The sequence below is a fragment of the Streptomyces sp. NPDC000075 genome (assembly GCF_040301925.1).
Lineage (GTDB): Bacteria > Actinomycetota > Actinomycetes > Streptomycetales > Streptomycetaceae > Streptomyces > Streptomyces polychromogenes.
The window spans coordinates 31,688-44,618 of sequence record NZ_JBEPFL010000031.1 but is presented as its reverse complement, the minus strand read 5'-3'; the positions used below and the strand labels follow the sequence as shown (position 1 = coordinate 44,618).

14 protein-coding genes are annotated in these 12,931 nt (G+C 73.2%); 4 read left to right on the top strand and 10 right to left on the bottom strand.

All coding sequences use genetic code 11. The features are described from left to right. Positions 1-18: 18 nt before the first annotated feature. Together ABT403_RS29355 and ABT403_RS29350 are read left to right on the top strand one after the other, a co-directional pair. Positions 19-1,425, top strand: a complete 1,407-nt coding sequence (locus ABT403_RS29355; protein ID WP_344164756.1) for a zinc-dependent metalloprotease — start codon at positions 19-21, stop codon at positions 1,423-1,425. Continuing rightward, positions 1,422-1,964 carry an NUDIX hydrolase gene (locus ABT403_RS29350; protein WP_344164753.1) on the top strand — a complete coding sequence of 181 codons (543 nt, stop codon included), beginning with the start codon at positions 1,422-1,424 and terminating at the stop codon, positions 1,962-1,964. Before ABT403_RS29355 ends, ABT403_RS29350 begins: the two co-directional genes overlap by 4 nt. Before the next feature lie 69 nt (positions 1,965-2,033). On the opposite strand, the gene ABT403_RS29345 is transcribed toward ABT403_RS29350, so the two are convergent. The 4 genes from ABT403_RS29345 to ABT403_RS29330 all read right to left on the bottom strand — a co-directional run bounded on the left by ABT403_RS29345 (position 2,034) and on the right by ABT403_RS29330 (position 5,970). After that, the gene (locus ABT403_RS29345) at positions 2,034-2,789 is read right to left on the bottom strand and encodes an AIM24 family protein (protein WP_344164750.1); all 756 of its coding nucleotides are present in this window, start codon (positions 2,787-2,789) and stop codon (positions 2,034-2,036) included. A 17-nt stretch (positions 2,790-2,806) separates the two neighbouring features. After that, positions 2,807-3,487: an AIM24 family protein gene (locus tag ABT403_RS29340; protein ID WP_344165867.1), complete on the bottom strand. Its 681-nt coding sequence runs from the start codon at positions 3,485-3,487 to the stop codon at positions 2,807-2,809. Positions 3,488-3,516: 29 nt separating this feature from the next. Continuing rightward, positions 3,517-5,265: a TerD family protein gene (locus ABT403_RS29335; RefSeq protein ID WP_344164747.1), complete on the bottom strand. Its 1,749-nt coding sequence runs from the start codon at positions 5,263-5,265 to the stop codon at positions 3,517-3,519. Between the two features lie 165 nt (positions 5,266-5,430). Further along, entirely contained in the window at positions 5,431-5,970 is a 540-nt protein-coding gene (locus ABT403_RS29330) for a M48 metallopeptidase family protein (RefSeq protein ID WP_344164744.1), read from the bottom strand. A 224-nt stretch (positions 5,971-6,194) separates the two neighbouring features. On the opposite strand from ABT403_RS29330, the gene ABT403_RS29325 reads away from it, so the two are divergent. Beyond that, positions 6,195-7,307: a ThiF family adenylyltransferase gene (locus ABT403_RS29325; RefSeq protein ID WP_344164741.1), complete on the top strand. Its 1,113-nt coding sequence runs from the start codon at positions 6,195-6,197 to the stop codon at positions 7,305-7,307. An 8-nt stretch (positions 7,308-7,315) separates the two neighbouring features. Here ABT403_RS29325 and ABT403_RS29320 read toward each other — a convergent pair whose 3' ends face one another. Continuing rightward, complete coding sequence (locus ABT403_RS29320; RefSeq protein ID WP_344164738.1) at positions 7,316-7,447, bottom strand: hypothetical protein; 132 nt, start codon at positions 7,445-7,447, stop codon at positions 7,316-7,318. 179 nt (positions 7,448-7,626) lie between these two features. Between ABT403_RS29320 and ABT403_RS29315 the strand changes: the two genes are divergently transcribed. Beyond that, positions 7,627-8,955 (top strand): ABC1 kinase family protein, encoded by a 1,329-nt coding sequence (locus ABT403_RS29315; protein WP_344164735.1) that lies wholly within the window; start codon positions 7,627-7,629, stop codon positions 8,953-8,955. 9 nt (positions 8,956-8,964) lie between these two features. On the opposite strand, the gene ABT403_RS29310 is transcribed toward ABT403_RS29315, so the two are convergent. The 5 genes from ABT403_RS29310 to ABT403_RS29290 all read right to left on the bottom strand — a co-directional run bounded on the left by ABT403_RS29310 (position 8,965) and on the right by ABT403_RS29290 (position 12,905). Next, entirely contained in the window at positions 8,965-9,177 is a 213-nt protein-coding gene (locus ABT403_RS29310; RefSeq protein ID WP_425580257.1) for a hypothetical protein, read from the bottom strand. Between the two features lie 172 nt (positions 9,178-9,349). Further along, positions 9,350-9,682: a putative WhiB-interacting protein gene (locus ABT403_RS29305; RefSeq protein WP_344164729.1), complete on the bottom strand. Its 333-nt coding sequence runs from the start codon at positions 9,680-9,682 to the stop codon at positions 9,350-9,352. Beyond that, positions 9,679-10,050 (bottom strand): WhiB family transcriptional regulator, encoded by a 372-nt coding sequence (locus ABT403_RS29300; protein ID WP_344164726.1) that lies wholly within the window; start codon positions 10,048-10,050, stop codon positions 9,679-9,681. Before ABT403_RS29300 ends, ABT403_RS29305 begins: the two co-directional genes overlap by 4 nt. A gap of 183 nt (positions 10,051-10,233) precedes the next feature. Beyond that, positions 10,234-10,539 (bottom strand): hypothetical protein, encoded by a 306-nt coding sequence (locus tag ABT403_RS29295; protein WP_344165864.1) that lies wholly within the window; start codon positions 10,537-10,539, stop codon positions 10,234-10,236. Between the two features lie 179 nt (positions 10,540-10,718). Beyond that, complete coding sequence (locus ABT403_RS29290) at positions 10,719-12,905, bottom strand: ATP-dependent DNA helicase UvrD2 (RefSeq protein ID WP_344164723.1); 2,187 nt, start codon at positions 12,903-12,905, stop codon at positions 10,719-10,721. Positions 12,906-12,931: the final 26 nt, after the last annotated feature.

The window sequence follows — 12,931 nt, the reverse complement described above, 5'->3', positions numbered from 1 at the left end:
TACGAGCCGAGGAAACCCGTGAGCGACACCCCATTCGGATTCGGCCTTCCGCCGGAGGAGCCGGAGGACGGCGACAAGGGCAAGAAGGGGGGCCAGGGCGGCCCCGCGAATCCGTTCGGGTTCGGCCCGGGCGGCCTCCCCGGCGGCTTTCCCGGCGGCCTTCCCGGCGGCGCGGACAATCCGTTCGCCGCGATGTTCGGTGCGATGAACCCGAACGACCTGGGCGCCGCCTTCCAGCAGCTGGGCCAGATGCTCAGCTACGAGGGCGGTCCCGTGAACTGGGACATGGCCAAGGACATCGCCCGCCAGACCGTCGCCCAGGGCACGGCGGACGGCGTGAAGGACGCCAGCGTCGGTCTCGCCGAGAAGTCGGCGGTCGAGGAGGCGGTGCGCCTGGCCGACCTGTGGCTGGACGGTGTGACCTCCCTGCCGTCGGGCGCCAACGCGGCCGTCGCGTGGAGCCGCGCCGAGTGGGTCGAGGCGACCCTCCCGGTGTGGAAGGAGCTGGTGGACCCGGTCGCCGAGCGCGTCGGGGCGGCCATGGGCGGCGTGCTGCCCGAGGAGATGCAGGCCATGGCGGGCCCGCTGCTCGGCATGATGCGCTCCATGGGCGGGGCCATGTTCGGCCAGCAGATCGGCCAGGCCGTGGGCGTGCTCGCGGGCGAGATCGTCGGCTCCACGGACATCGGGCTGCCGCTGGGCCCGGCCGGGCGGGCGGCGCTGCTGCCGCTGAACATCGAGAGCTTCGGCAAGGACCTGGGCGTCCCCTCGGACGAGGTGCGCCTGTACCTGGCCCTGCGCGAGGCCGCGCACGCCCGCCTCTTCGCGCACGTGCCGTGGCTGCGCTCGCACCTGTTCGGCGCGGTCGAGGGCTACGCGCGCGGCATCAAGGTGGACACCTCGAAGCTGGAGGACGTGGTCGGCCGGCTCGACCCGTCGAACCCGGAGGAGCTCCAGGAGGCCCTCCAGGGCGGCATGTTCCAGCCGCAGGACACCCCGGAGCAGAAGGCCGCGCTGGCCCGCCTGGAGACGGCGCTCGCGCTGGTCGAGGGCTGGGTGGACGCGGTGGTCCACGAGGCGGCCAAGCCCCGCCTGGCCTCGGCCGACGCGATGCGCGAGACGATGCGCCGCCGACGCGCCTCGGGCGGTCCGGCGGAGCAGACCTTCGCCACGCTGATCGGGCTGGAGCTGCGGCCGCGCCGGCTGCGCGACGCCTCGCGGCTGTGGGCCTCGCTCACGGACGCGCGCGGGGTGGACGGCCGGGACGGGCTGTGGGAGCACCCGGACATGCTGCCGACGGCCTCCGACCTGGACGACCCGGACGGGTTCGTGCACCGCGAGCAGCTGGACTTCTCGGAGATCGACAAGATGCTCGGCGAGGCCGCCGAGAAGCGTGACCAGGGCGAGGGTGACGAGAAGAAGTGAGCCTGTACGAAGACGCCGTCCTGGTCCTGAAGGGCTACGAGGGCCGGGACGAGCAGCAGCGCGCCCTGCGGGACGTGTATCTGGAGCACCTGGCGGAGCACGCGGACGGGATGTACAAGCCCTGCGAGGCGGGGCACGTGACGGGCAGCGCGCTGGTGATCGACCCGGCGGGCGGCCGCGTCCTGCTGACCCTGCACAAGAAGCTGGGCCTGTGGCTCCAGATGGGCGGGCACTGCGAGCCGGGTGACACCGCGCTGGCGGGCGCGGCGATGCGCGAGGCCGTCGAGGAGTCGGGGATCACCTCCGGGCTGACGCTGCTGGAGGGCGGTCCGGTGCGCCTGGACCGGCACCCGATCCCGGCGCCGTGCAACTGGCACCTGGACGTGCAGTACGCGGCGCTGGCTCCGGCCGGTGTGGTGGCGGAGATCAGCGACGAGTCGCTGGACCTGCGCTGGTTCCCGTACGCGGAGGTTCCCTCGGTGGCCGACACCTCGGTGGTGCGGCTGATGGAGGCGACCCTGGAGCGGCTGGGCACGTAAGGGCGCGGCGAAGGGGCGGACCCGGCGGGGTCCGCCCCTTCCTCGTGCCGGTGCGGCGGGTGCGCCGGGTCAGCTCCAGACGTTGTTCTGGTTCTGGGCGTGCGCGCCGTGCTGGCCCATGCCGAACTGGGCGGCGATGCCCTGGCCGAGCTGGGCGTTCTGCGGGGGCAGCACCTCGCTGGGCTGCACCAGGGCGAAGCCGGTGCCGAGGAAGCTGAGCTCCCAGCCCTCGCCGGTGTTGCCGCGGCGCCGCCAGACGCCGCTGGAGTGCGTCTGGGCCTGCATCTGGACGCGCAGCGAGGTGGACCAGGCGACGATGGCGTCGGCGTCGACGTTGACGTACTTGTCCGGGGTGACCTGCATCATCAGCGGCTGTCCGGAGGTCATCAGGGCGACCTTGCCGCGGCCGGTGATGTTGAGCTGGTACTTGCCGGAGCCGGAGATCCCGTACTGGCTGTCCACCGCGATGACCTCGGTGTGCAGGGTGGAGTCCATGGCCAGGACGTAGCCGCTGTCGACGGTCAGGCCCTCGTGGTCGACGTCGACGACGTGGACGTGCTGGGCGAGGTTGGCGAAGTAGACGGTGCCCTGCCCGGAGCAGCGCATCAGGTCGAGGCCCTCGCCGGTGCGCAGGCGCGCGCCGCGCTGGTTGGTGCTCTGGTACTCGCCGTCGAAGTCGACGATGCCCTGGTAGGCGACCATCGAGCCCTTGCGGGCGAGGACGTCGTCGGAGCCGGCCAGGGTGACCCGCAGCAGCTGCGGGTTCTGGACGGCGTACCGCTCCTGGGACTGCTGTTCGGCGTGGCCGAAAAGTGAGCTCTGCATGGTGTGTCCGCTCCCCCTCAGCCCCGGGTCCGGAGCCGGTCGGTGCTGTCCTCGCTGGGCTGTACGACGACGATGCCCTGGCCGGAGAAGGCCATCTGGTAGGCCTCCCCGCTGCCCCGGCCGATCAGGGACGAGGCCTTGAAGCTGCTCTTGCCCTTGACCTTGAGGTTCGGGGACCAGGCGACGAGCGCGTCGGGGTCGACGAACGTCTCGTCGTCGCCGCGCCCGCAGTCGACGACGATCGGGGTGCCGCGCGAGGTGATGGCGACCCAGCCGGTGCCGGAGACCTGCACGTTGAACAGGCCCTGGCCGGCGAACTTGGCCATGCCCTTGACCCGTTCCACGCCCCACTGGAGGTGGGCGTCGAAGGCGAGCAGGTTGGTGCCGTTGACGGAGAGGGCGTCGTTGTTGAGGTTGATGCAGACGACGTTCGCGCCGTAGTCGGCGAGGTAGAGCAGGCCGTCGCCGGTGCACTTCATCAGCGGGGCGCCCTCGCCCGTCAGCCACTGGGAGGCCATCTGGCGCACGGCCGGCGGGTTGGGCTCGTACTGGACGAAGCCCTCGTAGGCGACCATCGACCCGGTGCGGGCGAAGAGGTCCTGGCCGCTCTGCATGGCGACCTTGAGCATGGAGGAACCGTGGTTCTCCATGCGGGCCGTGACGGGGGTCGGGGCGTAGCCCGCGAGCTGCTGGTTCATCGGGTTCATGGCATTCATGTGGGGCTCCCTCAGACCTCGTACGGCTGGACGACGATGAAGTTGCCGGGGGCGCCGCGGAACTGGAGGTTCACGGTCTCCCCGCTGTGGCCCGGGTAGGCGTTGCGGCGCAGCCGGACCTGGCTGGAAACGATCACCTGGGAGGCCGCCGACCAGGCCACGATGGCGTTGCTGTCGGCGAAGGTGGTCGGCGTGACGGGCAGGACGACTGGGGTGCCGTGCGTCTTGACGACGACGGTGCCGGTGCCGTGGAAGAGCATGGTGAACAGGGCTCCGCCGGGGATGCCGTGGCCCTCGATGCGGCGGACCTCGTGCTGGAGGGACTCGTCGAAGGCGAGGACGTTCTCGGAGTTGACGCAGATGCCGTCGCCCTGGAGCTCGATGGCGTGCAGGTGGGCGCCGTTCTCCGCGAGGAACAGCTGGCCGCGGCCGGTACAGCGCATCAGCTGCATCTCCTGGCCGGTGGCGTTGCCCACGATGCGGCCGGCGAAGCCCGCGCCCTTGTAGCTGAAGTCGACCTTGCCCTGGTAGAGGACCATGCTGCCCTGGCGGGCGAGGACGGGCTGGCCTCCGCCCGCCGCGAGGTCGACCCGCATGAGCTGGTGGTTCTGCGCGGTCCAGCGGGCGCCCGTGGGGGCCTCCTTGTACAGCTGGAGCGCGGAGGCGAGGCCCGGTCCGCCCTGCGGGGCGGCCTGACCGTAGGGGGCCGGGGGCTGCTGGCCGTAGGGAGCCTGCTGACCGTACGGCGGCTGCTGGCCGTAGGGGGCCTGCTGGCCGTACGGGGGCTGGCCCGGCTGAGGGTAGCCCTGCTGCTGAGGCGGGACCTGGCCGCCGTGGGAGGGCTGGGGCGGCTGGCCGTAGGGGGCGGGGGCCGGTCCCGGGGGCGGGACCTGGCCGCCGTACGAGGGCTGCTGCGGCTGGCGGCCGCCGTAGGAGGGCGGGCCGGGCTGCTGCGGCGGGTGGGGCGGCTGGCCGTAGGGGGTCGCGGGCGCGGGCGGGGTCAGCGGGCCGACCATGGTCGGGGCCGAGTGCACCGGGGCCTGGGCCGGGGGCTGCTGCTGGGGCTGCTGCGGCTGCTGCGGCGGGGCGTACGGCGCGGGGGCGGGCGGCTGCTGCACCGGGGCGCCGTAGGACGGGGCCGGCGCCGGGGCGGCGGCCTGGGCCGGCGGGGCGAACGACGGGGCGGCGGCCTGCGGCTGGGCCGGGACCGGGGCCTGCTGCTGCGGTTCCTCCTCGGCGACCTCGCCGCCGAAGTTCTCCAGCAGCGCGGCGAGCCCGCCGTCGAAGCCCTGGCCGACGGCGGCGAAGCGCCAGACGTCCTTGCGGTAGAAGTCGCCGATCATCAGCGCGCGCTCGGTGCTGAACTCCGAGCCGGTGAAGGAGTAGCGGACGACTTCCTCGCCGCCGGCCACGATCCGGATGTAGCCGGGCCCGATCTGCGACATCTGTCCGTCGCCGTCGAGGCTGGCGGTGAAGGACAGCTTGTGGATCGACGCGGGTACGCGGTCGAGGGTCACCCGGAAGGAGTCGGTGTCCCCGGCCTGCGCGCCGAGCTGCTGGACGGACTCCTCGGGCGACTTCGGCTGGTTGTAGAAGACGAAGTAGCGGTCGTCCGACAGGCGCTCGTCGGCGTCGAGGCCGAAGCAGCTGATGTCGAAGGTGAGTCCGGGTCCGGCGATCTGGACGCCCACGTACAGATCGGTACCCGCCGTCAGGTCACTGATCCTGGCCTTGTGGCCGCGTTGGAATTCCCTGGCCATACGTCCGACCGTCCCCCGTCCCGAGTGTGAGTGCGCGGCTGCTCGCCTGCCTGATCGTGTCCGCCGGACGTGTCCCGCGGTCGTGTGCCGCTCAGGCTAACGGCTCCGGCCGACATCCGGGCAAGCCGGTACCAAGCCGGTACACACCGCGTACCGCGCGGAGGGTCACTCCTCGCGGGCGGCCGGGATCCTCGGCAGCCGCTCCGCCGCGACCACCCCCTCCAGGAAGCCCCGGGCCCGCTCGGTCCTCGGGTACGCCTCCAGCAGCTCCCAGAACCGGGGGCCGTGACCCGGCACGAGAAGGTGCGCCAGCTCGTGCAGGAGCACGTAGTCGACGACGTACTCCGGCATCCCCTGGAGCCGGTGGGAGAGCCGGATGCTGCCTTCGGCCGGGGTGCAGGAGCCCCAGCGGGTGTTCTGGTTGGTGACCCAGCGGACCGAGCGCGGGCGGGCCCGGCCGCCGAAGTACTGCTCGGACAAACGCACGGCGCGTTCGGTGAGTTCCGTGTCGCCGAGGGTGCGCTTGCTCTCCTGGGCGGCGAGCTTGTCCAGCATGACGCCGACCCAGCGCCGTTCCTCCGCATCGGACATGCGGGCGGGGATCAGGACGACCGTCCGGTCACCCTCGCGGTAGGCGGAGACGGTCCTGCGGCGGCGCGCGCTCCGGCGTACTTCGACGGCGTGCTGGGTGGGGTCGGCGGACACGCGTCGACGGTACCCGCTCGCCCCGGCGGAAGTCCCGCACGTCCGCGCTTCGAACAGGATCCCCGCGCGGGCTCCGCCGAAATCACCCCTTTCATCCATCTCATATGCCTAATACCCCTTGCCTGTGGACAACCTTCCGCGCCCGGCCCGGCGGGCGGGCATCGTGACGGAGGAAGCCGCGCGAACGGCGGCGGACGGACGGTACGCGACAGGAGGAGGCGGCGATGTATCCGAAGGTGAAGCCCGCGCTGGCACGGGCCTGGCGGGACCTGCAGACGGTGCAGTTCGGGGTGACCCCGGCGCACGCGGTGGTGCTCGGCCCGGTGGACACGGCCACCGGCTCGCTCATCGACCGGATCGACGGGACGCGCGGCATGGAGCTGCTGCGCGCGGAGGCCCGGGGCATGGGGCTGCCGGAAGGACAGGCGGACGGGCTGGTGCGCCGGCTCGCGGGGGCCGGGCTGCTCGACGACGCCACGGCGGGAGGACCGTGCGCCCAGGCCGTGCGGGGCCGGCCGGAGGTACTGGAGCGGCTGGCGCCCGACCGGGGTTCGCTCTCGCTGGTGCGCCCGGAGCCCGGGGGCGACTTACGGGGCGTCGCGGCCCGCCGGGCCATACGGGTCCGGGTGCGCGGGGCCGGCCGGGTGGGGGCGGTGATCGCCGCCGTGCTGGCGGGGGCCGGGGTGGGCCGGGTCGAGGTGCTCGACGGGGGCCGGGTGGAGCCGGCCGACGTGGCGCCGGGCGGGCTGGGCCCGGGGGGCGTGGGCCGGCTGCGGGCCGAGGCGGCCCGGGCGCTCGTACGGGAGTCCGCACCGGGGCGGGCCCCGCGCGAGGGGGAGCCCGGGGGGCCCGGGCCGGAGGTCGCGCTGGTGGTGGTCGCGCCCCGGGACGGCCTTCAGGCGTGGGCGCCCGATCCGGCGACGGCCTCCGACTGGGTGGCGACCGGCACCCCGCACCTGTACGCGGGGGTGCTGGAGGGCACGGGGCTGGTCGGGCCGCTGGTACTGCCGGGGGTGACGGCCTGCGCCGGGTGCATGGAGCGCGAGCGCGTCGGCCGGGACCCGGCATGGCCGCGGATGCTGGTCCAGTGGCGGTCGGCGCACCGGCGCGGGGAGGGGGCCGCCTGCGATCTGGGGCTGTCCACGGCGGTGGCCGGCCTGGCCGCGGCCCACGCCCTGGCCTTCCTCGACGGACGGCTGCCGGCCTCCACCGGCGCCCGCTGGGAGGCAGCCCTGCCCACCCTGCACTGGGAGCGCTCGGCACTGGCCCCGCATCAGGACTGCCCGTGCGGGGCGGCGGTGCCGGCGGTGCGGCCGGAACTGGAGGCCCGGCCATGAGGCGGCTGTCACTCGAGCGCGACCAGCCGGTCCTCGACGGCGCGGCCGGGGCGGCCGGCGCGGCCGAGGGCATGGAGCACCACGGCCGTCCCGGCGTGCGCCCGGACCCGCGCGATGGGTCCCGGTCGCTGCCCGGCCATGGTGTCCCATGCGGGGGGACGGCCGTGGCCGTTGGCCTGATTCGGTTGCCGGCGGGCAAGGCTGACGCGGGACCGGCGGCCGGGAAGGGCCATGACAGGATGCGAGGTGACCGCAGGCGCGGGGAGGGCACCCCTGAACCGCCGCTTGCGCCGAGGCTGTCTGGGATTTGGAGGGGCGCATGTCTGATCTTCCCCGGAAGGCGGTCACCCGGACCGTCAAGCTGGCCGCGCTGCCGCTCGGTATCGCGGGGCGGGCCACCTGGGGGCTGGGGAAGCGGATCGGCGGCAAGTCCGCCGAGATCGTGGCCCGTGAGCTCCAGCAGCGCACCGCCGAGCAGTTGTTCCGCACACTCGGTGAACTCAAGGGGGGTGCCATGAAGTTCGGGCAGGCACTCTCGGTGTTCGAGTCGGCGCTCCCGGAGGAGGTCGTCGGGCCCTACCGGGCTGCGCTGACCAAGCTTCAGGAGGCGGCGCCTCCGCTGCCGGCGGCGCGGGTGCACCAGGTGCTGGCGGAGCGGCTCGGCGAGGACTGGCGCGAGCTGTTCGAGGAGTTCGAGGACAAACCGGCCGCGGCCGCCTCGATCGGGCAGGTGCACCGCGCGGTGTGGCACGACGGGCGGCAGGTGGCGGTCAAGGTCCAGTACCCGGGAGCCGGAGAGGCACTGCTGTCGGACCTCAAGCAGCTGGGCCGGTTCGCCGGGCTGCTGGGTCCGCTGATCCCGGGCATGGACGTCAAGCCGCTGATCACCGAGCTGCGCGACCGGGTCGCGGAGGAACTGGACTACGAGCTGGAGGCCGAGGCCCAGCGGACCCACGCGGACGCCTTCGACGGGGACGACGACGTGCTCGTCCCGGACGTGGTGCACCAGGGCGACCAGGTGCTGGTGACCGAGTGGCTGGAGGGCACCCCGCTGTCGGAGGTCATCGCCGACGGCACCGCCGGGGAACGCGACCGCGCCGGCCAGTTGCTGACCCGGTTCCTCTTCTCCGGCCCCGCACGTACCGGGCTGCTGCACGCCGATCCCCACCCGGGGAACTTCCGCCTCATAACCGGGGCGGACGGCCGGATGCGGCTGGGCGTGCTGGACTTCGGCACGGTGGACCGGCTGCCCGGCGGCTGGCCCAAGCCCATCGGCCGGTCACTGCGGATGACCCTGGAGGGGGACGCCGAGGGGGTCTACGGGCACCTGTGCGCCGAGGGGTTCGTGAAGGAGTCCATCGAACTCGACCCGGACGCGGTGCTCGACTACCTCAAGCCGATCATCGAGCCGGCCGAGGCGGACGAGTTCACCTTCACCCGGTCGTGGCTGCGCGGCCAGGCGGCACGGATCGCCGATCCCCGCTCGCCCGCCCACCAGTTGGGACGGCAGATCAACCTGCCGCCGTCCTACCTGCTGATCCACCGGGTGACGCTCAGCACCATCGGCGTGCTGTGCCAGCTGGGCGCGACGGTGCGGCTGCGCGACGAACTGGACGCCTGGCTGCCCGGGTTCACGCCCGAGGACTGAGCCTTCGGGTCACCACCAGGAGGAGTCGAGCCGGCCCTCGATCGCTCGGAGGTTGGCGCGCGCGCAGTCGACGCAGAAGTACTGTCTGGTCCCGTTCTCCACCGAGCAGGTCCAGGTGGGCGGGGCGCCGTTCGGGGAGCGGGCGCCGCAGCGCGCGCAGACGACGGACTGTTCCTCGGGCCCCGGCTTGGGGGCGGGGTGGGGAGTCGGCTGGTCCACCACCAGACGATATCCCCGAGGAGCCGCAGCGGGGCCCGCAACGCACCGGAGGGACCGGTCCGTTCGGACCGGTCCCTCCGGGGGCGCCGTCGCCGGCCGGGTTCGGCCGGCTCCGGCGGTGGTCAAGCCGCTGTCGAGCCGTTCGCGCGCCGGGACTCCGGCCTCGCGCGGACGGTCAGTGCATGACGGCCATGGCGAGCGCACGGCGGGCGCGCAGGGAAACGCGCTCGGCCTTGCGCTGCATGCGCCGCGCGGTGACCAGGCGCACGGCGTGACGCTGGGCGTCCACCTCGCGCAGCCGGTCGTCCATATGCGCACGGGCCAGGGCTTCTGGGATGAGTTGCATTTCACGGGTCCTGTTCTGACGCGAGGTGATCGCGCCGGTGGTGATGAAGTCTTCGGTGGCGGAGCCGTTCGGCTGCTCGCTCGTGGTGGCGTGGGGGGACATGGGGGCCTGCTTCAAGGGGTCGTGCGTCAGAGGGCGGTCGATGGTTCCGGTGGCGGTCATGCCGCGGTGACCGGGTTCTTGCGCGGGCGGCCACGGGGCCGCTTGCGGGCCACGACCACGCCCTGGACGAAGAGCTCTCCGCCCCAGACGCCCCAGGGCTCGCGGCGCTCCTTGGCGCCGGCGAGGCAGGCCTCGACCAGCGGGCAGGTGCCGCACAGGGACTTGGCGTACTCGACGTCCGCCGGGGACTCGGCGAAGAAGACCTCGGGGTCGAAGGTCCGACACGGTACGGGGACGCCGAGGTTCTCGATGGCGTCGTCGAGCGCGGTGAGCGCGGTGAGGGGGGTCAAGGCGGGGTCCTCCGGGACTGCGGGCGGGGAGATCGTTTGGGTCTGCGGTACGGACGGGGCGTGCGCTTCGAGTTGCACGGTTGTCTCTTCCTCGTCTGGTTCGGTTAGTCGTTCCGGCCGGTCGGCCGGGTGGCGGCTGTTACCTGGTCCTGCCAGTCCCGAGGCCCCTTCGCTCCGTCATCCCCGGTCGGGGACAAACAGAAGGGCCGCGGATCCCGGGTGGGGTTCCGCGGCCCTGAAGGCGCCGGCCTGATCGTGAGATCAGGCTGGATCACTCCAGGGTTCGAGCCCGCGGAAGGCCCACATCAGGTGGTGCTGCGTCGTCGTCTGCTGCTGGAATCCGGCACCGGCCGCGGCGGCGGGGCCATAGGCGGCGTGCGCCTGCCGGGCTCCCGCTACTGCCACCAGTGCCTTGGTCGGTCGTTCGTTGCGCTCGCTGACCGGAAGGGTCGCCAGCAGGGCGGGCTTGCCGGCGGAAATCGCGGACAGACCGGTGCCCCGGAGGGAGACGGAACCGAGCAGGCAGGAAGCGTCGACCGAGCGATCGGTCATTTTGGTGAAGGTCATGAAGCTGGTCACTGGTCTCGCCTCCTCTCGGCGTCTCGGGGACCCGGCCCTAGGGCCTGTCCCATGCGTATTCGGATAAGTACAGCACGGATCCGGGGCTTCGGAGAAGCCACCGTTTCCGTTGCTAAGAACCTATGGGGATTGGCTGGGCATGTGCAAACTATTTTTCCGACGAGTTTCTACGCGTCGTCAGGATCCTCGCCCGCAGGGTCCTGACCTGCGCAGATCGCCAGGACGTCGGCCCCGTACCGGTCGAGCTTGCGGGCGCCCACTCCAGAGATCATCGAGAGCTCGCCCGGCTCGGCGGGCGCGGCCTCCGCGATGGCCATCAGCGTCTTGTCCGTGAAAACGCAGTACGCGGGCAGCCCCTGGAGCTTCGCCTGGCCGGCCCGCCACTCGCGCAGCCGCTCGTAGAGACCCTCGTCCATGTCCGACGGGCAGTCCCCGCAGCGCATCAGTTTGATGTCCCCGGCCTCGGTCAGGGTGCGGCCGCAGACCCGGCACAGCACCGGTCCCCGGCTGCCGCGCCTGCGCGCCCCGCGCTCGGCCGGCGCCGCGCCCGCACCCGCCCGCGCCCCGGGGGCCGAGGAGCCCGGCCGCAGGCCGTTCAGGAAGCGGCTGGGGCGACGGGAGGCCCGGCCGCCCGGAGTCCGCGAGAGCGCCCAGGAGAGCGTCAGGTGCTGCCGCGCGCGGGTCACCCCGACGTACAGGAGCCGGCGCTCCTCCTCGACCTGCTCGTCGGTCTTGGCGTAGGTGATCGGCATCATGCCGTCGGTGAGGCCGACGAGGAACACGGCGTCCCACTCCAGGCCCTTCGCGGCGTGCAGCGAGGCGAGGGTGACGCCCTGGACGGTGGGCGCGTGCTGCGCGGCCTTGCGCTCCTCCAGTTCGACGGTGAGCTCGGCCAGGCCCGCGCCCGGCCGGGCGCGGGCGAAGTCCTCGGCGAGGCGGACCAGCGCGGCCAGGGACTCCCACTGGTCGCGCACGGCCCCGGAGCCGGCGGGCGGCTCGGCGGTCCAGCCGGTGGAGCTAAGCACGGCCCGGACCTGGGAGCCCAGCTCCACGACGTCTTCGAGCAGCGGGTCGTTCCCGGCCGAGCGGGCGGCTCCGCGCAGGGCGAGGACGGCCTTCTGGACCTCGGCCCGCTCGAAGAAGCGCTCGGCGCCGCGCAGCTGGTAGGGGACCCCGGCGTCGGCGAGGGCCTGCTCGTAGACCTCGGACTGGGCGTTGATGCGGAAGAGGACGGCGATCTCGCCGGCCGGGACCCCGGCGGCGATCAGGTCGCGGACCCGGCGGGCGACGCCCTCGGCCTCGGCGGGCTCGTCGGGGTACTCGGCGTAGACCGGGTCGGGGCCGGGCTCGCGCTGGGAGAGCAGCTCCAGCCGGTGCTCGGCGGCCCGGCCCCTGGCCTGGCTCAGCAGCCCGTTGGCGAGGTGGACCACCTGGGGGGTGGAGCGGTAGTCGCGGACCAGCTTGACCACGGTGGCGTGGGGGTGGCGGGTGCGGAAGTTCAGCAGGTGGTCGGGGGTGGCGCCGGTGAAGGAGTAGATGGTCTGGCTGGCGTCGCCGACGACGCAGAGGTTGTCGCGCTCGCCGAGCCACAGCTCCAGCAGCCGCTGCTGGAGCGGGCTGACGTCCTGGTACTCGTCCACCACGAAGTGCTGGTACTGGGTGCGGATCTGCTCGGCGATGTCGTGCCGGTCCTGGAGGATGCCGACGGTGAGGAGCAGCACGTCCTCGAAGTCGATCATTCCGCGGTCGCGCTTGAGCTGCTCGTAGGTGCTGTAGATCTGGGCGATCTCGGCGGTGTCGCGGGGGGCCTCGCGGCCCGCCTTGAGGGCGGCGGCGGGATAGTCGGCGGGGACGGTCTGGGTGACCTTGGCCCACTCGATCTCACCGGTGACGTCGCGCAGCTCGTTGCGGTCGAGGCGGACGCGGCAGCGCGCCCCGGCCTCGGCCACGAACTGGATCTTGCGTTCGAGGAGCCGGGGGACGTCCCCGCCGACGGCCCTGGGCCAGAAGTACTGGAGCTGGCGCAGGGCGGCGGAGTGGAAGGTGCGGGCCTGGACCCCGCCGGCGCCCAGGGCGCGGAGGCGGCCGCGCATCTCCCCGGCGGCGCGGTTGGTGAAGGTGACGGCGAGCACGCTGGCGGGCATGAGCTGCCCCGAGCGGACCCCGTACGCGATCCGGTGGGTGATCGCGCGGGTCTTGCCCGTACCGGCTCCGGCCAGCACGCACACCGGGCCGCGCAGGGTCGTGGCGACCTCGCGCTGCTCCGGGTCGAGGCCCAGGAGCACGGCGTCGGCGTCGGCCGGGCCGGTGCCCGGGCCGGCCGGGAACGAGGGGGGGTGCGTCGCTGCTGTCACCCCAACATGCTGCCAGGTCGGCCGGG

Excerpts from the sequence above, each read along its gene's own strand:
- ABT403_RS29325 (WP_344164741.1), top strand. The coding sequence starts at position 6,195 with ATGTATCCGAAGGTGAAGCCCGCGCTGGCACGGGCCTGGCGGGACCTG.
- ABT403_RS29340 (WP_344165867.1), bottom strand. The coding sequence starts at position 3,487 with ATGAACCAGCAGCTCGCGGGCTACGCCCCGACCCCCGTCACGGCCCGC.
- ABT403_RS29315 (WP_344164735.1), top strand. The coding sequence starts at position 7,627 with ATGTCTGATCTTCCCCGGAAGGCGGTCACCCGGACCGTCAAGCTGGCC.
- ABT403_RS29320 (WP_344164738.1), bottom strand. The coding sequence starts at position 7,447 with ATGGCCGGGCAGCGACCGGGACCCATCGCGCGGGTCCGGGCGCACGCC.
- ABT403_RS29305 (WP_344164729.1), bottom strand. The coding sequence starts at position 9,682 with ATGACCGCCACCGGAACCATCGACCGCCCTCTGACGCACGACCCCTTG.
- ABT403_RS29345 (WP_344164750.1), bottom strand. The coding sequence starts at position 2,789 with ATGCAGAGCTCACTTTTCGGCCACGCCGAACAGCAGTCCCAGGAGCGG.
- ABT403_RS29335 (WP_344164747.1), bottom strand. The coding sequence starts at position 5,265 with ATGGCCAGGGAATTCCAACGCGGCCACAAGGCCAGGATCAGTGACCTG.
- ABT403_RS29295 (WP_344165864.1), bottom strand. The coding sequence starts at position 10,539 with ATGACCTTCACCAAAATGACCGATCGCTCGGTCGACGCTTCCTGCCTG.